This is a genomic window from Planomicrobium sp. MB-3u-38 (assembly GCF_002836425.1).
Taxonomy (GTDB): domain Bacteria; phylum Bacillota; class Bacilli; order Bacillales_A; family Planococcaceae; genus Planococcus; species Planococcus okeanokoites.
On sequence record NZ_PJBO01000006.1, the window covers coordinates 45,755 to 65,443 of the forward strand.

The 19,689-nt window shown below is 45.6% G+C and carries 22 protein-coding genes and 2 tRNA genes; 23 read left to right on the top strand and 1 reads right to left on the bottom strand.

What is annotated here, in order from left to right:
• Positions 1–10: 10 nt before the first annotated feature.
• The 7 genes from CXF70_RS03635 (at position 11) to CXF70_RS03665 (ending at position 8,103) form a co-directional block, all read left to right on the top strand.
• A complete protein-coding gene (locus CXF70_RS03635; protein ID WP_084243037.1) occupies positions 11–781 on the top strand; it encodes a hypothetical protein in 771 nt (256 codons plus the stop codon).
• 150 nt (positions 782–931) lie between these two features.
• Entirely contained in the window at positions 932–2,002 is a 1,071-nt protein-coding gene (locus CXF70_RS03640; RefSeq protein ID WP_101801585.1) for a D-alanine--D-alanine ligase, read from the top strand.
• Between the two features lie 13 nt (positions 2,003–2,015).
• Complete coding sequence (locus CXF70_RS03645; RefSeq protein ID WP_101801586.1) at positions 2,016–3,377, top strand: UDP-N-acetylmuramoyl-tripeptide--D-alanyl-D-alanine ligase; 1,362 nt, start codon at positions 2,016–2,018, stop codon at positions 3,375–3,377.
• Positions 3,378–3,391: 14 nt separating this feature from the next.
• A complete protein-coding gene (locus CXF70_RS03650; protein WP_101801587.1) occupies positions 3,392–4,090 on the top strand; it encodes an alpha/beta hydrolase in 699 nt (232 codons plus the stop codon).
• Between the two features lie 334 nt (positions 4,091–4,424).
• Positions 4,425–5,930, top strand: a complete 1,506-nt coding sequence (cshA, locus tag CXF70_RS03655) for a degradosome RNA helicase CshA (protein WP_101801588.1) — start codon at positions 4,425–4,427, stop codon at positions 5,928–5,930.
• Positions 5,931–6,101: 171 nt separating this feature from the next.
• Positions 6,102–6,581 (top strand): PH domain-containing protein, encoded by a 480-nt coding sequence (locus CXF70_RS03660; RefSeq protein ID WP_101801589.1) that lies wholly within the window; start codon positions 6,102–6,104, stop codon positions 6,579–6,581.
• Positions 6,574–8,103: a PH domain-containing protein gene (locus CXF70_RS03665; protein WP_101801597.1), complete on the top strand. Its 1,530-nt coding sequence runs from the start codon at positions 6,574–6,576 to the stop codon at positions 8,101–8,103. Before CXF70_RS03660 ends, CXF70_RS03665 begins: the two co-directional genes overlap by 8 nt.
• A gap of 26 nt (positions 8,104–8,129) precedes the next feature.
• Here CXF70_RS03665 and CXF70_RS03670 read toward each other — a convergent pair whose 3' ends face one another.
• A complete protein-coding gene (locus CXF70_RS03670) occupies positions 8,130–8,738 on the bottom strand; it encodes a rhomboid family intramembrane serine protease (RefSeq protein ID WP_084243032.1) in 609 nt (202 codons plus the stop codon).
• 68 nt (positions 8,739–8,806) lie between these two features.
• Between CXF70_RS03670 and acpS the strand changes: the two genes are divergently transcribed.
• The 16 genes from acpS to CXF70_RS03750 all read left to right on the top strand — a co-directional run bounded on the left by acpS (position 8,807) and on the right by CXF70_RS03750 (position 19,442).
• Positions 8,807–9,193: a holo-ACP synthase gene (gene acpS / locus CXF70_RS03675; protein WP_084243031.1), complete on the top strand. Its 387-nt coding sequence runs from the start codon at positions 8,807–8,809 to the stop codon at positions 9,191–9,193.
• A complete protein-coding gene (gene alr, locus CXF70_RS03680) occupies positions 9,177–10,292 on the top strand; it encodes an alanine racemase (protein WP_101801590.1) in 1,116 nt (371 codons plus the stop codon). Before acpS ends, alr begins: the two co-directional genes overlap by 17 nt.
• Positions 10,293–10,393: 101 nt before the next feature.
• Positions 10,394–10,678 (top strand): transcriptional regulator, encoded by a 285-nt coding sequence (locus CXF70_RS03685; RefSeq protein WP_084243029.1) that lies wholly within the window; start codon positions 10,394–10,396, stop codon positions 10,676–10,678.
• Between the two features lie 4 nt (positions 10,679–10,682).
• Positions 10,683–11,033 carry a type II toxin-antitoxin system PemK/MazF family toxin gene (locus CXF70_RS03690; RefSeq protein WP_033543552.1) on the top strand — a complete coding sequence of 117 codons (351 nt, stop codon included), beginning with the start codon at positions 10,683–10,685 and terminating at the stop codon, positions 11,031–11,033.
• A 212-nt stretch (positions 11,034–11,245) separates the two neighbouring features.
• Positions 11,246–12,076 carry an RsbT co-antagonist protein RsbRA gene (locus CXF70_RS03695; RefSeq protein WP_101801591.1) on the top strand — a complete coding sequence of 277 codons (831 nt, stop codon included), beginning with the start codon at positions 11,246–11,248 and terminating at the stop codon, positions 12,074–12,076.
• The gene (locus CXF70_RS03700; RefSeq protein WP_071152217.1) at positions 12,073–12,435 is read left to right on the top strand and encodes an STAS domain-containing protein; all 363 of its coding nucleotides are present in this window, start codon (positions 12,073–12,075) and stop codon (positions 12,433–12,435) included. Before CXF70_RS03695 ends, CXF70_RS03700 begins: the two co-directional genes overlap by 4 nt.
• A gap of 2 nt (positions 12,436–12,437) precedes the next feature.
• The gene (locus tag CXF70_RS03705) at positions 12,438–12,839 is read left to right on the top strand and encodes an anti-sigma regulatory factor (RefSeq protein ID WP_033543555.1); all 402 of its coding nucleotides are present in this window, start codon (positions 12,438–12,440) and stop codon (positions 12,837–12,839) included.
• Between the two features lie 12 nt (positions 12,840–12,851).
• Positions 12,852–13,853 carry a PP2C family protein-serine/threonine phosphatase gene (locus tag CXF70_RS03710; protein ID WP_084243026.1) on the top strand — a complete coding sequence of 334 codons (1,002 nt, stop codon included), beginning with the start codon at positions 12,852–12,854 and terminating at the stop codon, positions 13,851–13,853.
• A 108-nt stretch (positions 13,854–13,961) separates the two neighbouring features.
• Positions 13,962–14,291: an anti-sigma factor antagonist gene (locus CXF70_RS03715; RefSeq protein WP_101801592.1), complete on the top strand. Its 330-nt coding sequence runs from the start codon at positions 13,962–13,964 to the stop codon at positions 14,289–14,291.
• 1 nt (position 14,292) lies between these two features.
• A complete protein-coding gene (rsbW, locus tag CXF70_RS03720; RefSeq protein ID WP_084243025.1) occupies positions 14,293–14,763 on the top strand; it encodes an anti-sigma B factor RsbW in 471 nt (156 codons plus the stop codon).
• Positions 14,741–15,523, top strand: coding sequence for an RNA polymerase sigma factor SigB (gene sigB / locus CXF70_RS03725; protein WP_084243024.1), 783 nt, complete (start codon positions 14,741–14,743; stop codon positions 15,521–15,523). Before rsbW ends, sigB begins: the two co-directional genes overlap by 23 nt.
• On the top strand, positions 15,523–16,122 hold the full coding sequence (locus tag CXF70_RS03730; protein ID WP_084243023.1) for a PP2C family serine/threonine-protein phosphatase: 600 nt from the start codon (positions 15,523–15,525) through the stop codon (positions 16,120–16,122). Before sigB ends, CXF70_RS03730 begins: the two co-directional genes overlap by 1 nt.
• A 253-nt stretch (positions 16,123–16,375) precedes the next feature.
• Positions 16,376–18,532 (top strand): Tex family protein, encoded by a 2,157-nt coding sequence (locus tag CXF70_RS03735; RefSeq protein WP_101801593.1) that lies wholly within the window; start codon positions 16,376–16,378, stop codon positions 18,530–18,532.
• 63 nt (positions 18,533–18,595) lie between these two features.
• Positions 18,596–19,048 (top strand): SprT family protein, encoded by a 453-nt coding sequence (locus CXF70_RS03740; RefSeq protein WP_101801594.1) that lies wholly within the window; start codon positions 18,596–18,598, stop codon positions 19,046–19,048.
• 240 nt (positions 19,049–19,288) lie between these two features.
• Positions 19,289–19,363, top strand: a tRNA-Asn gene (locus CXF70_RS03745).
• A gap of 4 nt (positions 19,364–19,367) precedes the next feature.
• Positions 19,368–19,442, top strand: a tRNA-Glu gene (locus CXF70_RS03750).
• The last annotated feature ends 247 nt before the right edge of the window (positions 19,443–19,689 follow it).

The following is a 19,689-nucleotide window of genomic DNA, read 5'->3' on the forward strand; positions in this document are numbered from 1 at the left end:
AGTGAAGGAAATGGTGAAGAAAGTGAATAATACAGAACATTATGTTCAGCATCTTTACATCTATCTAAACGATGCTGACCAATTTGCCTTGTTCAGTGGCCTGACCTTCGCCCAGTTTATGGATGCTGTCCGGATGCCCAAGAATCTGCTGTTACTGAAGCATTCGTATCAGGATGCTTCCTATAATATGCACACTCAAATGGAGTTTGCTTCTCAGGAGGAATTTCCGGAACTGCGCAAGTCCCGGGCCGCTAAAACAGGTGAATTCTGCTGGATTGATTTCCGCAGTGAGAAACAAGTCAATTCTCTGACCCCGCAGGAACAGGCCGAACTCCTATATATAGGCCATAAGAAAGAACCGATGCGGCCGCCTTTTTACTCAACTTTATTGAATGATTTCGTATACTTATCGAGTGAAGATGAGCAGACCACCAAAATCTATTTCCGAAACATGGAGCGTCTGAACGAATTGGTGGGCAATTACTTTATCCAATCGATTCGACGCGAAGATCACGGCCAGAATTTCTGGCGGCGGAAATCGAAAGATATGATTCCTGAATTGCCGGTGGATATCCTGAAGGAAATGAAGGGGTATTACCGCGAAGGGATCCTGATTTCCCTGGCTGATCCTGAAAAAACCAAGAACACGGTGGAATTGCATATCCGTCAGATAGAAGAGGTCTCTTTTATGGATGATTTCTGGACGGACATCAGTGAATACACCAAGCAGAAGATTGAACGGAAAGTGGTTTATGACCGTAAACTGAAACAGTGGAAGTAAAAGTAATGCCTGGTGCTGCCGATCGATATCGGCAGCTTTTTCATTTTGCTGAAGTGTAAATTCTTTCGATACATGCAGGTAAAAATTTTTCGTCTAATCCTGTTCGTGATAAACTAGAGCATATTGGAAAACGAAATGAGGTTTATTGGGATGAAAAAAAGAATCGGTTTATTATATGGTGGAAAATCAGCGGAACATGAAGTTTCCCTTTCAACGGCACAGGCGGTAACGAAAGCCTTGAATTTTGAAAAATACGAAGTCTATCCGGTTTACATTACACAGGAAGGGGAATGGCGTAAAGGCGCTTCTCTTGAAGGACCGGCAGGAAGCATCGAGCAATTGCAGCTCGAACAAGGCGGCTCGGCACCTAACGACATCTCCGGTTTTCTTCCGGCGGAATCTGAAAAAGGCCTTGATGTCATCATTCCGCTTCTTCACGGACCAAATGGCGAAGACGGAACAGTGCAAGGCATGCTCGAAGTGATGAACCTTCCATATGTTGGAAATGGTGTACTGGCTTCTTCTGCCGGCATGGATAAAGTGGTGATGAAGCAATTATTCGAGATCGCTGGTTTGAAACAAACGCCTTACGTGTATTTTATAAGAAGAGAGTGGAAAAACGGCCAGGCGGCATTAGTAAAAAAAATCACGTCTGAACTGGAATGGCCAGTATTCGTAAAACCGGCCAATCTGGGATCGAGCGTAGGCATCAACAAAGCTGAAACCGAAGAGGAACTGATTGCGGCAATCGACGAAGCTTTGAAATTCGACCGTAAAATCGTCGTTGAGCAAGGAGTCGTTGCACGCGAAATTGAAATCGGCGTACTGGGCAATGATGCACCGGAATGTTCAGTTGCCGGTGAGATCAAGCCATTAAAAGCATTCTACGATTACCAGGCGAAATATAAAGACGGCAATACGGCGATGATCATCCCGGCTGAACTTCCGGAAGAAGTCTACGCACAATTGGTGGTTTCGGCGAAGAAGGCATTCAAGATATTGGATTGTTCGGGTCTTGTGCGCGCAGACTTCTTTGTGACAGCGGACAACGAGATCCTGATCAATGAAGTCAACACCCTTCCGGGATTCACGCCTTTCAGCATGTTCCCGTTATTGTGGGAAAACACCGGTCTGGCGTATCCGGATTTAATTGAAAAGCTGATCGAACTTGCAATAGAACGCTATGAGGAAAAACAATTACTACAAGTAAAAATGGATTGAGTGGAGAAACCTAATGAAAAAGAAGATAGAACAAGTAGCCAAATGGCTGGATGTTAAAACAAATTTAAAAGGCATTGAAATCACCGGCGTTTCGATCAACACCCGGACGCTTAAAAAAGGCGATCTTTTTGTGCCGTTCCTCGGCGAAAAAGTCAATGGCCATCAATATGTACGCCATGCGATCGAAGCTGGCGCGTCTGCGGCTCTATGGCAGCGCGATGAACCTTCGCCTCCGGACGACCTGCCGATTCTGATCGTCGATGATTGTCAAAAAGCGCTGCAGGAAATGGCGCGGGCGTACCGTGACGAATTGCCTGTGACAGTGATCGGGATTACTGGATCGAACGGCAAAACTTCGACTAAGGATCTGGTGGCAAGCGTGCTTAAGCCTTATTTCAAAGTGCAGAAAACCCAAGGTAATTTCAATAATGAACTGGGCTTGCCGCTTACGATACTGTCCCTTGAAGAAGATACGAAATTCGCTGTCCTTGAAATGGGAATGAGCGGATATGGGCAAATCGAGTTCTTGTCGGAATTGGCGCGTCCTGACTATGCGGTCATCACTAATATTGGTGAAGCGCATATGCAGGATCTGGGTTCCCGAGAAGGAATCGCCCAGGCGAAATTCGAAATTACAGCCGGCCTTGAAACGCACGGCAAATTATTCTATGACGGTGATGAGCCGCTGCTGAAACCTTTTGTCGAGAATTTCCCGCAAGCTGTTTCATTCGGCTTTGATGATAATAATGAATTGACAGTGACGGATATACGGGCGACGGAGAACGGCAGCACATTCATGGTGAGCGGCATTATTGACGCGACATTCACCATTCCGGTTCTCGGAGACCACCAGGTGAAAAATACATTATCGGCAATTTTGATAGCGCTCGAGGCAGGATTGACGGAGGAAGATATCCGAAAGTCTCTGAAAGATGCCGCGCTGACTGATATGCGCATGCAGATGGTTCCCGCGAAAGACGGAGCCACTTTCATCAACGACGCCTATAACGCCGCGCCTTCTTCCATGAAAGCGGCATTGAACTTCATCCGCGAAACAACGATGAAAGACGATAAGTGGATCGTACTTGGAGACATGCTTGAACTCGGCGACCAGGAACAGGAATACCATGAAGCGATCGCCAAATCCATCAATTCGGAGATCAATGGCGTCTGCTTATATGGTCCGCGTATGGAATGGCTTTACACCAAACTTCAGGATACGTTTGAAGGGAAGCTGATTTGGAGCAAAGATGATTATCAGCCGATTATCGATTTTCTCGACAAATCGATATCCGCGAAATCCGTCATTTTAGTAAAAGGATCGCGCGGCATGGCTCTCGAAAATATTATCGAACCCTTTATCGAAACTGATTGAAAGAAGGAAGCACTTTGAAAATCGGAGTATTGATGATCCATGGTTTTACTGGGGGCCCTTTCGAAGTGCAGCCGTTTGCTGATTATATAGAAGAAAAAACGGATTGGGTGGTAAAAATTCCGACTTTGCCTGGCCACGGAGAGAGTCTCGATCTCCGCAATAAGACTGCGGAGTCGTGGATGATGGCTGCTGAACTGGCTTTAAAGGAATTGAAGAAGCAGACCGACAAAGTGATGATTGTCGGTTTTTCGATGGGCGGCCTTATTGCCATGTACTTGGCGATGCGCTATAAAATCGAGAAGATCGTTTTATTGAGCGCAGCCGTAAAGTACATCAGCGCGGGCCAGATGCTTGAGGAAATCAGGCTGGCAGCTGCGGATGCCGTAAAAGGCCAGATTGCACAGAATCCGTTATTTCATTTATATGAATATAAATTATTGAATACCCCGGTAAGCTCGGCTTTCGAATTTTTGCGCGTAGTGAAGATGGTCGAGCCTTACTACGACAAACTGACGCTGCCGGTTTGCATTGTTCAGGGGAAAAAAGACGGCATCGTGCCCCTGAGCGCCGCTGAACATATTTACAATCAAATCGGTTCTGTGGAAAAGGAGATTTACCATTCCGATAACGGCAAGCACCTCATATGCTACAGTGACGATTGTGAAGAATGGTTTGCCCATGTTTTGGCTTTTATGGCAAAAGAACATGAATAAACTGATTAATGGAACCTTTGCGTATTGATTGCAAGTGCATATGAAGCGTGTTATTCTATTTAGAGCAATGGATACATTTTTGAAACACTCTTCCCTGTGAAGAGTATTTTTTTGAGCAAAACGGTTTGTTCTATATTTTGGGCATGAAACACCCGCCGATCAGACCGCTCGGCAAAGCCCGAGCTTTTTCTGTTCACACATCCCTCTGAACTTAAAACTACAGAGTATGATTTTCGACGTGAAACTTCCTCATAAAGGCTCGACCTTGTCACGAATTCATCTAAAATGTGTACCATTTGTAAATAAGATGAAGACAAAAGGAGATTGAAAAAATTTGGTTAAATTTTCAGAGTTAAATATCAGCGAAACAACTTTAAAGTCCGTAAGACGCATGGGGTTTGAAGAAGCAACACCAATCCAGGAAGGTACGATCCGTCTTGGTATGGAAGGCAAGGACATCATCGGCCAGGCACAGACAGGTACTGGTAAAACAACTGCCTTCGGTATTCCGTTGATCGAAAAGATCGACACTAAAGATGGTAACGTACAGGGATTGATCATTGCGCCAACTCGTGAACTTGCTATTCAGGTTTCTGAAGAGCTTTACAGACTCGGACAGGACAAAAACGTACGTATTCTTTCCGTTTATGGCGGACAGGAAATCGGACGTCAAATCCGCGCGCTTAAAAACCGCCCGCAAATTATCGTTGGTACGCCAGGACGTCTTTTGGACCATATCAACCGCCGCACGCTGAAATTGGACAATGTCAACACATTGATCCTTGACGAAGCTGACGAAATGTTGAACATGGGCTTCATCGAAGACATCCAGACAATCATGTCAAGTGTTCCTGAAACACGCCAGACATTATTGTTCTCAGCAACTATGCCGGATGCAATCCGCCGCATTGCTGAGAAATTCATGAAAACACCGGAAATCGTTAAGATCAAATCAAAAGAAATGACAGTTGAAAACATCGAGCAATTCTATGTTAAATCTGTTGAACGCGAAAAATTCGACGTTCTTTCACGCCTTTTGAATGTGCAGCAACCGGAACTTGCAATCATCTTCGGCCGTACTAAACGCCGTGTTGATGAGTTGGCGAAAGCTTTGAATATCCGCGGCTATGTAGCTGAAGGAATTCACGGCGATTTGAGCCAAGCGAAACGTATGTCTGTATTGAAGCAATTCAAAGCAGGAAAAGTCGATATTCTGGTTGCAACTGATGTAGCAGCCCGCGGACTTGATATCTCAGGCGTATCACACGTATACAACTTTGATATTCCTCAAGATCCGGAAAGCTATGTTCACCGTATCGGCCGTACTGGCCGTGCAGGTAAAAAAGGAGTCGCGGTCACGTTCGTAACACCACGTGAAATGGGCTACTTGAGCATCGTTGAACGCACGACTAAGAAGAAAATGGAAGCATTGGTCCCACCGACTGCTGATGAAGCCGTACTTGGCCAAAAGCGTGTCGCTATGGAACAATTGATTGAAATGACAGACAATAACAATCTTGGAGACTACCGTGATTTCGCGACGCAAATGCTTGAAAAGCATGATGCAGTTGACTTGATCGCAGCAGCTCTTAAAACTTTGACGAAAGAACCGGAAGATGTTCCAGTTCAAATTTCCGAAGAGCGTCCATTGCCATCACGCGGTGGCGGAGGCTACAAAGGAAAAGGCGGACGCAGCAGTGGAGGCGGCGGTTATAAAGGCAACCGTTCTTCAGGCTCAGGCCGTCCGGCAAGCCGCGGCGCAAGCTCAGGCGCTAGCCGCCGCCGTGAAGGCGGTTCTGGCGGAGGACGTCCAGGACGCACTCGCCGTCACGAATCTTAAGATCAACTTTTCAAATAGCCCGTCAGCAGGAAACTGCTGGCGGGCTATTTTTTACGTTGTCCCAGCAAAGAGTTTGGCGGAAAATAAAACCTCCCGAATCTTTCCTGCTATTGAAACGTATAGAAGAATATGAAAGACTGTGAATAAGAAGAATGGAATGGGGAATCGGATATGGATAATCAGCCTAAAAACAGGATTTCAAGAAAAGGGCTAACGGTTTGGCGGCTTTATGGAATAATGGAAACCGCTGTTCTGGCATTATTGGCGGGTGGTGCCGCGGCGCTCACTTATTTCTTTGAATGGCCGGTGTGGCTTTATGCTGCTTATGGCGGCGCGCTCCTGTTATTCGCTTTTTTGCTGATATACCTTTTCCCGAAAATCCGTTGGCAGCGCTGGCGTTATGAAGTGCGGGAACAGGAAATCGAATTGCAGCATGGCCTTTTTATCGTTACACGCACTTTAGTTCCGATGGTGCGCGTACAGCACGTGGATACGGAGCAGGGACCGATTTTGCGACGATATGATTTGGCTGAAATTTCCATTTCCACAGCTGCAACCACACATACGATTCCAGCTTTGATTACGGCTGAAGCCGATGAACTGCGTGGAATGATTTCGGCTTTGGCAAGGGTGGCGGAAGATGATGTCTGATACTCGCTATAAACTTCATCCGGTTTCCGCTTTTATTAATTTCATGAAAAGCCTGAAGGAATTAATCATTCCGTTCATCGTGATTTTTGGTGTCAATATTTTCAGAGACGGCGGCATGAGCGCCATGTTCAGTCAGGGATGGATCGGTCTGCTGCCTCTTTTGATCGGGCTGGTAGTTGTATTATTCTCGCTGATTATCGGGATCATCAAGTGGAAGAGATTTGTCTACTGGTTTGAAGACGGGGAATTGCGCATCGAATATGGTCTTTTTGTGAAGAAGAAGAGGTACATACCATTTGAACGGATTCAAAGCCTGAATTATACAGAAGGAATTTTCCACCGGCCGTTCAATCTAGTAAAGGTCCGCGTTGAAACTGCGGGATCCGGCAAAATCGGTGAGGCGGAAGCGGAACTTACGGCAATCAACCGTGAAGATGCGGATCGCATCGAAAAGGAAATGGAGCATGCTAAACATCGGGTTGTACCCACTATGGGCCCGCATGAAGCGGTTGAAGAATTCGTTGAAGAAATTGGTGAGGCGAAAAAAGAAGTGAAGACTCTTTACCGCATGTCGATGAAGGAGTTATTGATTCTTGCGACCACTTCAGGTGGAATAGGCGTCGTGATTTCAGCTGTGGCTGTTTTTTTATCACAGTTCAGCGATTTGATCCCTTATGAAACAATCTATGAAGAAGTGATGCTGTTTCTGCGTTTCGGTTATCTTATCGCAGCTCTGGCGGTGTTCGCCGGACTTCTGGTCGCCTGGATCATTTCCGTGATCCTGACCGTGCTGGCGAATTATCAATTCACCATCCAGGTGGATGACGACCACATTTACATTACAAGAGGCCTCCTTGAGAAGAAGAAAATCTCAGTGCCTTTCAAGCGCATCCAAGGAATAAAAGTTTCAAGAAATCCGCTGCGGGAATTATTTGGCTACGCTGTGGTGACAGTTGAAAGTGCAGGAGGGTCTATGGGCGGAAAAGATGAAAAGATCCGCTTGTTCCCGCTGGTCAAACAAGCCCACATGCTGCCGATTTTGGCGGATTTATTCCCTGATATGCAATTTCAGCCCGAACTGACGAAAGCGCCAAAACGAAGCGTCCATTTTTACTATCGGCTTGATTTTCTATGGCTGCTGCCGGTGATCTGCCTCATGAGTTACTTCTTTTTCCCGTACGGGCTGCTGTCGCTGCTGATTGTGCCGCCGGTTATTGCAATTGGCGTTTGGCAGCACCGCACAACAGGTTATGCGCTCACGGGCCGGCAATTGACGATGGAGTTCCGGGGCTTCAGCAAGCATACATTCTACGTATGGAAAAAAAGAGTGCAGGCGGTCAATGTGCTGCAAACATATTTTCAGCGGAAGAAAGATCTCGCCTCCATCCAGGCGACGATCAAATCCGGAATGCTTGGCTATTCAGCCCGCATCAATTATATGGAGAAAGATGATGCCACCCGCATTCTCGACTGGTATCATCCATTGCCGATTTCAGTTAAACAAAAAGGTCAGCCGGAATGATTCCGGCTGACCTTTTTTCCTTTTGTCTATCTTTTATTTTTCCAGCTGACTATCCGTTTCGGGTGGAAGAATCCAAGTCCGATCAGGAAGCCTGTGATCATCCCGGCTATGTGCGCCGTAACATTTATGTTCGGTGTCAGGAACGTCATGATGACACTGATGACCAGAATCGGCAGAATGATCTGCTTTAATTGCGGCAGTGCGCGGCCGCCGTAATACAATAATGCGCCGTAAGCTCCGAACACGCCGAAGATTGCTCCGCTGGCGCCGACATGCAGATAATCAAGCGGCTGAAGGAAGTATGTTGCAACAGTCGCAAATAGGCCAGCCAGCCCATAGACTGTGATGAAGCGGACTTTGCCCGTCAATCGCTCAAGCTCCGGTCCGAACAGGAACAGCGAGAACATATTGAACAGCAAGTGCATCAGGCCGCCGTGCAAGAACATCGGTGTGATGAAGCGCCACCATTCACCTTCTGCAATCAATCGGTTGTAACCGACGCCGTAATTGAAGATAGTAGGGCCGAGAATAGGAATCCATGATAAAATATGTATCAAAACATTAATCGCGATCAATGTGGATACAACAGGATACAAGCGTAAATACTCTGAAAAACTTTCTCTGCGAATAAACATTTCGTCACCTCTGTTTCATACTGAATATTATACCTTTTTCCTGTTTATGATTGAAAGGAGAAGCATCTATGATTACTGGAATCGGCTTGGATATTGTCGAACTCGGTCGCATCAGGCGGCTGGACGGCAAGTCCGCGAAATTTCGTGAACGCGTTTTGACGGACAACGAATTGGTGGAATATGAACTTTTATCAGTCAACAGGAAAACAGAATTCCTTGCCGGACGTTTTGCTGCAAAAGAAGCTTTCGGAAAAGCGAAAGGGACAGGAATCGGTAAAATTTGTTCTTTCAAGGACATCGAGATAAGAAAAGACTTGAATGGCAAGCCTTCCGTTTATTTTAAAGATGAAGAAGAAGGTTTGATTTCCATTACACATACGAAAGAATACGCGGCAGCGCAAATTCTGCTGCAGTCAAAGATACAGGCGGAGGAAAAAGATGGAGACCAACTATAGACCGACAAAAGCGATAATTGATTTAACAGCAATCGACCATAATCTGCGTAATTTAAAAGAGCGGGCGAACGGTGCAGCCCTGATGGCTGTCGTCAAAGCGGATGCTTATGGCCACGGCGTGCTGGAAGTTGCGCGCCAGGCATTGAAGAGCGGTGCTTCCATGCTTGCTGTGGCAACGCCGGACGAAGCACTATATCTGCGGCAGAATCATATCGACGCCGAACTTTTGGTGCTGGGCGCATCGCCGGTGAATTTCATTGAAGCGGCGATAAAGCACGATGTGAACCTGACTGCCTATTCAATGGAATGGCTAAACACAGCCGCACAGGAGCTTGGAGCGATTATCGGCAGCAGTCCGCTGAAAATCCACTTGAAATTTGATACAGGAATGCGGCGGATCGGTATTCAGCCGGAAGAGGCTGAAGCGGCTTTTGAATTTGTCGGGGGGCATCCGTTTGAAGTGGAAGGGCTGTATACCCATTTCGCCACGGCAGATGAAGCTCAGAATCCTTTATTTCTGAAACAGGTCGAAAGGATTAATGCGATTAAAGAAAAATGGAATGGCGGCAACTTGATTTTTCACGTTTCAAACAGTGCCGCGGCAATCATGCACCCGGAATTGGCATACGATGCCGTGCGAATCGGTATTTCTATGTACGGAATTGCCCCGTCAGGCTTTGTGAAACATGAAATGCCCTTCGAATTGAAGCAGGCGATGAGCCTCGAGACGGAAATCGTCCACGTGAAAAAAGTGATGAAAGGCGAAACACTCAGTTACGGCGCAACTTACACCTGCTCTGAAGATGAGTGGATTGGCACTTTGCCGATCGGCTATGCGGATGGGCTGATCCGTGGCCTTCAAGGACAGGAAGTGCTGGTGGACGGCAAGCGTATGCCGATAGTTGGGCGCATCTGCATGGATCAATGTATGATCAGACTGTCCGGCGAATTACCTGTGGGAGAAAAAGTGCAGCTGCTCGGTTCCCAAAAAGGCACAGCAATTCTAATAGATGAATGGGCAGAAAAACTAGGGACAATTCCTTATGAAATCCCCTGTATCCTGACAAAACGGGTGCCCAGACTCTATATTGGGGTATAAAGAACTTCTAGAATTGTCTTTCCTTAAGGCATCAGGGATGTTAAGATTATAGAATAGAAATATAGAACAGAGAGAACAACGGTATTCCGGAGGTGTCAGCTGTGTACGAGAGATCCAAGACAAAAGAGGTAGTCGTGAAACTGCCGAAACAATTGATTTCAGAACTTACTACACATTCAGATGAACGGGTTCAGGAAGACGGAGATTATATTTACGTTTCCACTCAGCGTGTCATGAAGAACATGTATGATTCAAATCATATTCGGGAAGCAATGATCAAGGGCTACGTCGAGATGTCACAGATCAATCTTTCGATTTCCTGTGAATGTTCTCATGCGGAGTACGAAGCGGAGCATATGACCGTGCGACTCGTAAGCGGAGGGTGACAACTTGATTGTAAAACGCGGAGACGTTTTTTTTGCTGAATTATCACCAGTGGTCGGGTCAGAGCAGGGTGGCACCCGGCCGGTGCTGGTAATACAAAATGATATAGGAAACCGGTTCAGTCCGACCGTCATCATAGCGGCGATTACAGCTCAGATCCAAAAAGCCAAACTTCCTACCCATGTGGAAATCGATGCCAAGAAATATGGCTTCGAGCGGGACTCGGTAATATTGCTTGAGCAATTGCGGACGATCGACAAATCCCGGCTGACGGATAAAATTACCCAACTTGATGAAGCATTGATGGAAAAAGTGGATGAAGCATTAGAAATCAGTGTTGGACTTGTTAAGTTCTAAGTATACATACACCATGAAAGCATCCGAAGAGTCCTATTCTTCGGATGTTTTTTGCAATATCGCCTGCTCAAAACCGGTCGGGGATATAAAAAAGATGTGCAAAATGCATATTTCCGATACAATAAAAGATAGAGAACTTTAAAATAGAAGAGTTGGCAATGCAGGGGAACTTAAAAGAGAGTTGCAAGAGTCCAAGGAGGATCCTTAAAAACATGAATAAGCAAATGGCAAGATATATTCAAGAGAACATGACTGAAATTATTTCCAACTGGCAAGAAATGATGAAAAACGAAAAAGGCGAGCGTTCATTCGAAGTGATGCCTGCGGAATTGATGGATCAAACAAGCCGTGAATTTGCAGAACTGATGACGTCCAATCTATTGGAGAGCCACCAGGCATACGAAAGCCGCTTAAATGATTTTGCAGAAAAAGTTGTCCGTTATGGCTGGTCGATCACATTCGTCACTAAAGCGATCAATCACTTCGGTGAAATTGTTTTTGCTGGAATGGAAAGAGACGGTGTTATCAATAGCGACAATCTGCGCGCTTTTGTAAAAGAGTTCAATAAGTGGATCACACCTATCCGCGACAGCACCATCGATACATATTCGAAAACTTGGGAACGTACAGTAAGCCTTCAGAAGATCGCTTTACAGGAACTTTCCGCTTCATTAATTCCGGTTTTTGATAAAGTTTCGGTTATGCCGCTTGTAGGGACAATTGATACGGAACGGGCCCGCCTCATCATGGAGAATCTTCTGGAGGGTGTAGTTAAGCATCGGGCAGAAGTGATTCTGCTTGATATCACCGGTGTACCTGTAGTTGATACAATGGTTGCCCACCATATTATTCAGGCTGCTGACGCTGTCCGCTTGGTCGGAGCGAAATGTATGCTGGTCGGCATTCGCCCGGAAATCGCCCAAACGATTGTTACACTGGGCATTAATCTGAATGAGTTCACCACAACGAGCACATTGCAGCGCGGCGTTGAACAAGCTTTGGCTTGGACAAATCGAAAAATTGTGGAGGTTGATGAAGTATGAATGTCCGTATACCGATATTAAAACTGAGAGATACGCTGATTGTTTCCATTCAATGGGAATTGGACGATCAGACTGCCATACAGTTCCAGGAAGATTTACTGACTAAATTACATGAAACAAGTGCCCGTGGTGTAGTGATCGATTTGACTTCAATTGATTTCATCGATTCCTTCATCGCTAAAGTTTTGGGAGACGTCATCAGCATGTCAAGCCTAATGGGAGCGCGAGTTGTTATAACAGGTATCCAGCCGGCAGTTGCTATCACTTTGATCGAATTAGGAATTCGACTTGAAGATGTCATGACAGCATTGGATTTAGAAAACGGTTTGGATAAACTTCAATTGGAATTGGAGGCTTAAAGATGAGCAACCAATCCTCAGTGGAAATTCAAACAGAATGGGATATTGTAGCCGCCAGACAACTTGGCCGCAATGTAGCTAAAGAGTTGGGTTTCGGCACAGTAGACCAGGCTCGTATCACGACGGCAATCAGCGAGCTTGCCCGTAACATCTATTTATATGCTGGCCAGGGAAGAATCGAGATTCAGCGCCTGACAGAAAACGGCATCAATGGCATCTTGATCATTGCGGCTGACAGCGGACCTGGGATACCGGACATCCGTAAAGTGATGGAAGATGGCTTTTCAACTTCCGGAGGCCTTGGAGCCGGGCTGCCAGGTGTCAAAAGATTGATGGATGATTTTAAGATAGAAACAACCCTAGGTGAAGGGACAGATATAAGAGCTACCAAGTGGCTTCGATAGGGGGAATTCTTAATGGTTCAAAAAATCGGCAGTCAATACAAGGAAATATTGAACCAATATATGCAGCGCCAGTCCGAGCAGAACCTTTACGTCGGGCAGAATTTCAGCCGTCAGCTTATTTCTGAAAATACATCTCCTGAAGATGTCATCAGTATGCATAAAGCGGCAATGCAGGAATTATATGAAGATATGCCAGAAACTGTCTGGCATTCCTTTGATTTCCTGATTGAGATGATGATCAATTACGGGTTAGCTCTTCAGGAACGGCAAAGCTTATTGCAGAAACAGGAAGAGTTGCGCGTGGAAATGGATTTGGCCGCCAATGTCCAGGAAACTTTATTGTCAACGACAATGCCGTCTCTGGATGGTCTGGATATAGGCCTTCTTTCTGTTCCGCTGCGCAAAATGAACGGAGACTACATATATTTCATCAGTGGCGGTGAAGGGCACGCCGGAATTGCGGTTGCCGATGTAATCGGTAAAGGCCTCCCGGCTGCTCTATGCATGTCCATGGTGAAATTCGGGATGGACAGTCTGAACGATTCAACAGCGTTTCCAAGCGAAGTGTTGAGCACCATCAACCGGATTGTTGAAAAGAGCGTCGACGATTTCATGTTCGTTTCCATGTTCTATGGAAGATATGAAGCGGAAACTGGCGTATTGACTTATGGTTCAGCCGGCCACGAACCAGCGATGATTTATCGTGCCGAAACCGGTGAATTTGAAGAGCTGACAGTGAAAGGTTTATTGCTTGGTGTTTCGCCGATGGCATCTTATGAAGAAAAAGAAGTGAAACTGGATAAAAATGATATGGTCGTCATAATGACTGATGGAGTTACAGAAGGACGGACAGCTGAAGGGTTTATCGACCGCCAGGTAATCAACGAACTGATCCTGCGCAAAAAAGATGAATCTGCCCAAACGATTGTCCAATTTGTCTATGATGAACTGGTTCGCATGCAAAATGCAGAATTAAGCGATGACTTTACATTAGTTATTTACAAAAAAGTCTGATTGTATGTTTAACCACTACAGCAATGTGGTAAACAAACTTACAGTGGCTTTTTTAATTTTTGTTTATTTTAAATTTACGTTAATCATAGAAAAACGGGGTGTCAAAAGATGAATATTCAAGTTGATTTGCAAGAGTCAGATAAAGTCCTTAAGGGATATGTCCGTGGAGAAATTGATGCGCATACTGCGCCGGTTCTGCGCGAGAAATTGGAACCATACCAAAATATAGAATCACTGAATGCCGAATTGGATCTTTCAGATGTCAATTATATGGATAGTACAGGATTGGGAGTTTTTGTAGCTTTTTATAAATCAGTCAACTCGCAGGGCGGACATTTGAAATTGAGTGGTTTGTCAGCTCGCTTAAAACGGCTTTTCGATATTACAGGCTTAGGTGATATCATGGATATCGAATCAGCTGGAAAAGGTGGTATTTAACATGCGTCCTTTTGATTATGTTGAAATGCGTGTCCCTGCCAAATCACAATACGTCGGTGTTGCAAGATTGACTATCTCGGGACTGGCCAGCCGCATCGGCTTTTCCTACGATGATATCGAAGATTTGAAAATTGCTTCAAGTGAAGCTGTTACGAATGCTGTCCAACACGCTTACAGCGGTGATGAAGACGGTGAAGTTGTAATTGGCTGCGCTCTTTACGGAGATAAAATTGAAATTATGGTAGCGGATCACGGACAAAGCTTCAACTTTGAAGAAACCAAAGCGAAAGTGGGTCCATACCATGATCAGGCTGAAGGGGATTTTCTTCGTGAAGGAGGACTTGGCCTGTATTTGATCGAAACATTAATGGATGAAGTGAAGGTCCATCATCAGGAAGGCGTAACAGTCTTCATGACAAAGTATGTTGGAGGAGAGCAGGTGGAAGAGGATGTCGAAACGATCTCATCCTAATCAGCCTACCAAAGAACAGGTATTGGAATGGATTGAGGCTTATCAGAAAAATGAAGACGAGGAAGCCCAGACACATCTTGTAAATAATTACAAAAGACTTGTGGAATCCATTGCGCGCAAATACTCGAATGGTAAATCTTACCACGAGGACATAGCGCAAGTGGGCATGCTGGGGCTTCTGGGTGCTATCAGAAGATATGACCCTTCATTTGGCCGCAGTTTTGAAGCGTTTGCTGTCCCGACTATTATCGGTGAAATCAAACGATTCCTGCGCGATAAGACCTGGGCGATTCATGTCCCTCGGAGAATCAAGGAATTAGGGCCGCGAATCAAAGCGACTGTAGAAGTATTGACGAGTGAGCTCCAGCGTTCCCCGCAAGTTTGGGAAATTGCAGAATATCTTGATGTCGAAGAGGACGACGTACTTGAAGCGATGGAAATGGGCAAAAGCTATCAAGCTCTGTCCATGGACCATTCCTTGGAGGCCGATTCAGACGGAAGCACCGTTACTTTATTTGACGTTGTCGGACAAGAAGACGATGGGTATGAAAAAGCGGATCAGCGCATGTTGGTGGCCAATGCGATGAATGTGCTTTCCGAACGCGAGAAGCAAATCATCCAGTACACCTACATAGAGCAGCTGAGCCAAAAAGAGACCGGCGATAAACTGGGTATCTCGCAAATGCATGTTTCTCGCCTGCAGCGCAAGGCCATCAAGAAATTACAGGAAGCCATATTAGCGGCGGGTGGAGTTTCGTAGTGGAAAAAATTCGTCACAAGTTTATTGACGCCTGTATCTTCAATGAAGCAAAAAAAGGTAATTTTGAATCCGGGGACAGCTATCACACAGTCTTAACCGATGATTACTTTATTTGCTCAGTAGCCGATGGTCTAGGGAGTGGGCCTATTGCGAGAGAATCTTCGCAGGTCATCCCGCAAATTCTGAGAGAACATCACCACGAATCGATAGACAGTCTGATGAACCGTTTTAATGATTTGATGGTGCAAAAAAGAGGCGCAGCGGTTGCCATCTTTAAAGTGGACTTTAAGAGCAAGACCCTTGAGTACAGCTGCGTCGGGAATATCCGGTTCTATCTTTACCGAAAAGGGACAGATGAAATGATCTATCCGCTCCCGGTAATGGGGTATCTTTCCGGACGTCCCCAAAAATTGCACACACAGCTCTACACTTATGTGGAAGATGACTTATTCCTCATCCACTCGGATGGTGTGGAATTGCGCAATCCGAAAAGTTTGATGCGCCGTTCAGGATTCCCTGAACAATTGTATTACGATATTCTCGCCACCATTCAAACCGGTGACGATGCGACGTTCATAACCGGAAGCCTGCTCAAATGAGTGGGCTTCTTTTTTATGGTTAAAAAAGTATAGCTTTTATAGTCTAAAGGTTCTTAAAAAGAATATATCTGTGTCCAGACTCCGGCGGCCCAGCTCTTCGGGTCATAAGCCGACTCAGCTGTGCAAGAGGGATGCTGCTCCTGCATCGCTGCGCTGTTTCGTCGCAAAAGATGGCCGCAAGTGCATTGGCCATCTTTCGCCGTCGCTTTTCTTATTGTGGTAAAATAGAATGGAAATAAAGGAGAGTGTTTTGATGGAATCACAACAAATCCAAAGCCTGATCGCTAAAGAGACAGGTGTGCGCCCGAATCAGGTGGCACAGGTTATCGCTTTGATCGAAGACGGCAATACCGTCCCATTCATCGCCCGTTATCGTAAAGAAGCGACGGGTTCACTTGATGAAGTTCAGATTAAAGCGATTGATGACCGCTATACTTATATACAAAATCTTGAACAACGAAAAATAGAAATCATCCGTTCGATCACTGAACAGGAAAAATTGACTCCGGAGCTTGAGAAGGAGATTCAGGAGGCAACGGTTCTTCAGCGAGTGGAGGATCTGTATCGCCCTTATAAACAAAAACGCCGGACAAAAGCAATCATTGCAAAAGAAAAAGGTTTGCAGCCGCTAGCTGACTGGCTTTTCGAAGGAGGCAATGGCGACGTCCTGAAAAAAGCTTCCGAATTCATCAGCGAAGAAGTGGCGGATGCCGAAGAAGCACTTCAAGGAGCACAAGATATTTTGGCCGAACTTTTCGCGGATGATGCGGATATTCGGGAGAAAATCCGGTATATGACGAGAAAAGATGGAATGATCGCTACTGCCGTCAAAAAAGACCATGACGATGAAAAACAGGTTTTTGAAATGTACTATGAATACGAAGAAGCTATCCAAAAAATCGTACCTCACCGTATTTTGGCGATCAATCGCGGCGAAAAGGAGAATGTACTGAAAGTCGCGATCAATCCGCCGGCTGACCGGATCATCACTTTGATGAAGAGGAAATGGATCACAGGTTCAGGAAATACCGTGCCTTATTTGGAACAAGCGATTGAAGACAGCTATAAACGGCTGATCCAACCGTCCGTAGAGCGCGAAATCAGAAATGAACTCAGTGAAAAAGGTGAAACACAGGCAATTCACATCTTTTCCGAAAACCTGCGTAATCTTTTATTGCAGCCGCCAATGAAAAACAAAATGGTATTAGGGGTGGACCCTGCATACCGGACTGGCTGTAAATTAGCCGTAATCGACGAAACTGGTAAATTACTGGAAGTTGCTGTTATTTACCCTCATGCGCCGAAAAATGACCAGGCAGGTGCGAAAAAGACTATGAAACGCCTAACTGACAAGTATCCGATTGAGATTATGGCTATCGGAAACGGCACGGCTTCGAGGGAGACGGAACAATTCGTGGCGGATTTCATTTCTGGGAGCGCTGCTGATATCTCTTATGTCATCGTAAACGAAGCGGGTGCCAGTGTTTATTCCGCATCGGATGTCGCCCGGGCAGAATTTCCGGATCTTCAAGTAGAAGAACGGAGTGCTGCATCAATTGCCCGCCGATTGCAGGATCCGTTATCGGAACTGGTGAAAATCGATCCCAAAGCAGTAGGCGTGGGGCAGTATCAGCACGACGTTTCCCAAAAGAAATTGGCTGACCAATTGACATTTGTTGTAGAAACAGCGGTAAACCAAGTTGGGGTCAATGTGAATTCAGCCTCTTCTTCATTGCTTCAATATGTAGCCGGTTTAAGTAAGACGGTGGCCGAAAACGTCATTAAAGTGCGTGATGAAAACGGGCGCTTTACTTCACGCGTCCAATTGAAGAAAATTCCGCGCCTCGGTGCCAAAACTTATGAACAGGCAATCGGTTTCCTGAGAATTCCGGAAGGGAAGAACCCGTTGGATGCTACAGGCATACATCCCGAAAGTTATGCGGTAGCTGAAAAACTGCTGGAAATGGTCGACGCCGATAAAAAAGACGTCGGTAAGCCTGAAACTGCTGAAAAGCTGGATGGTTTGGATGTAAAAGAACTTGCAGAGAAATTGGAAGTCGGCGAAATCACATTACAGGATATATTGGATGCGTTGAAAAAACCATTCCGTGATCCGCGCGATGAATTCCCGCAGCCCCTATTGAAAAGTGACATTTTGAAGATGGAAGACTTGCTGCCGGGGATGGAACTTCAGGGAACCGTCCGCAATGTCGTCGATTTCGGGGCGTTTGTAGACATCGGCGTGAAACAGGATGGGCTCGTCCACATCTCGAAACTGAAAAAAGGTTTTGTGAAACACCCGCTTGAAGTCGTCGCTGTCGGCGATATCGTGACTGCTTGGGTGGAAAAAGTGGAAAAAGACAAAGGGCGCATCGCCTTGACGATGCTTCAGCCGAAAGAGCAGATTTAACTAGATGGCCGTTCTGCAATTCGGGACGGCCATTTTCTATAATAATGAAACAGGGGAATCCGAATGACTGATTACGAACTGACAGGATTAATAGAGGAAATCTCTGAAACAATATTTAATAAGCCTTTCATCCACAAAGGTATTTTCAATTCCAGACTTCGTACTACGGGCGGCCGCTATATGCTTCGCTCGCATAATATCGAAATCAATCCAAGCTCCTATGAGAAATTCGGTTACAAAGAGCTGGAAGGGATTATCAAGCACGAGCTTTGTCATTATCACCTTCATTTGGAAGGGAAAGGCTATAAGCACCGCGACGCAGATTTCCGGAATCTTTTAAAGCTGACCGGCTCACCGAGATTTTGTTCGCACATTGAACAGAATGGCAAACGCCAGACGGCAAAGCGTTATATTTATCAATGCGTTTCGTGCCAGACCGACTATATCCGCAAGATCCGGATGAATACCGAGAAGTATCGCTGCGGCAGATGTTCGGGAAAGCTGGCTATGAAATAATCCTTTGATAAAAATACATGTGATTGGTTTCGGGAATTTTTCAATCTTGTAAGCTGGAAAAATTCCTCGAAGATATTTTAGCCGATTCTCAAGAAGGTCCTCGAAGTTGGGGATCTTCTTTTTCGTTGCGGCATTTAATATGCCGGGAATTTAAATATAAAATTATTTGTTGAAAAGTAGTTGACGATTCTCTCGGCGCTCTTTATAATAGAAAAAGTCGACAAGTACTTAAAACATTATTCCGAAGTAGCTCAGTGGTAGAGCACCGCACTGTTAATGCGATGGTCGTAGGTTCGAGTCCTACCTTCGGAGCCAGAATGGCCCCTTGGTCAAGCGGTTAAGACACCGCCCTTTCACGGCGGTAACACGGGTTCGAATCCCGTAGGGGTCACCATTATTATTTCTTAGAAATTTATACATAATGAATTATCTTTGAATAACATATTTCATTTCTTCAAGCATTAAGTTGCGTACAGTGTTATACTGATTAGACGTCGTAGAAATACGAGAGAGACATTGTAAATATTATTATCGCGGGGTAGAGCAACGAGCCGTACGAAGACGGCGAAGTAACACCGAAGCAGCCGAAGGCGATGCAGGTGTCATCTGCGATAAGCAATGAGTATAAAAAATCTTCGTAT

Bases quoted from the DNA above. Each gene is read 5' to 3' on its own strand.
- CXF70_RS03635 (WP_084243037.1), top strand. From the start codon at position 11: ATGGTGAAGAAAGTGAATAATACAGAACATTATGTTCAGCATCTTTAC.
- CXF70_RS03640 (WP_101801585.1), top strand. From the start codon at position 932: ATGAAAAAAAGAATCGGTTTATTATATGGTGGAAAATCAGCGGAACAT.
- CXF70_RS03645 (WP_101801586.1), top strand. From the start codon at position 2,016: ATGAAAAAGAAGATAGAACAAGTAGCCAAATGGCTGGATGTTAAAACA.
- CXF70_RS03660 (WP_101801589.1), top strand. From the start codon at position 6,102: ATGGATAATCAGCCTAAAAACAGGATTTCAAGAAAAGGGCTAACGGTT.
- CXF70_RS03665 (WP_101801597.1), top strand. From the start codon at position 6,574: ATGTCTGATACTCGCTATAAACTTCATCCGGTTTCCGCTTTTATTAAT.
- CXF70_RS03670 (WP_084243032.1), bottom strand. From the start codon at position 8,738: ATGTTTATTCGCAGAGAAAGTTTTTCAGAGTATTTACGCTTGTATCCT.
- acpS (WP_084243031.1), top strand. From the start codon at position 8,807: ATGATTACTGGAATCGGCTTGGATATTGTCGAACTCGGTCGCATCAGG.
- alr (WP_101801590.1), top strand. From the start codon at position 9,177: ATGGAGACCAACTATAGACCGACAAAAGCGATAATTGATTTAACAGCA.
- CXF70_RS03695 (WP_101801591.1), top strand. From the start codon at position 11,246: ATGAATAAGCAAATGGCAAGATATATTCAAGAGAACATGACTGAAATT.
- CXF70_RS03700 (WP_071152217.1), top strand. From the start codon at position 12,073: ATGAATGTCCGTATACCGATATTAAAACTGAGAGATACGCTGATTGTT.
- CXF70_RS03705 (WP_033543555.1), top strand. From the start codon at position 12,438: ATGAGCAACCAATCCTCAGTGGAAATTCAAACAGAATGGGATATTGTA.
- CXF70_RS03710 (WP_084243026.1), top strand. From the start codon at position 12,852: ATGGTTCAAAAAATCGGCAGTCAATACAAGGAAATATTGAACCAATAT.
- CXF70_RS03715 (WP_101801592.1), top strand. From the start codon at position 13,962: ATGAATATTCAAGTTGATTTGCAAGAGTCAGATAAAGTCCTTAAGGGA.
- rsbW (WP_084243025.1), top strand. From the start codon at position 14,293: ATGCGTCCTTTTGATTATGTTGAAATGCGTGTCCCTGCCAAATCACAA.
- sigB (WP_084243024.1), top strand. From the start codon at position 14,741: ATGTCGAAACGATCTCATCCTAATCAGCCTACCAAAGAACAGGTATTG.
- CXF70_RS03735 (WP_101801593.1), top strand. From the start codon at position 16,376: ATGGAATCACAACAAATCCAAAGCCTGATCGCTAAAGAGACAGGTGTG.
- CXF70_RS03740 (WP_101801594.1), top strand. From the start codon at position 18,596: ATGACTGATTACGAACTGACAGGATTAATAGAGGAAATCTCTGAAACA.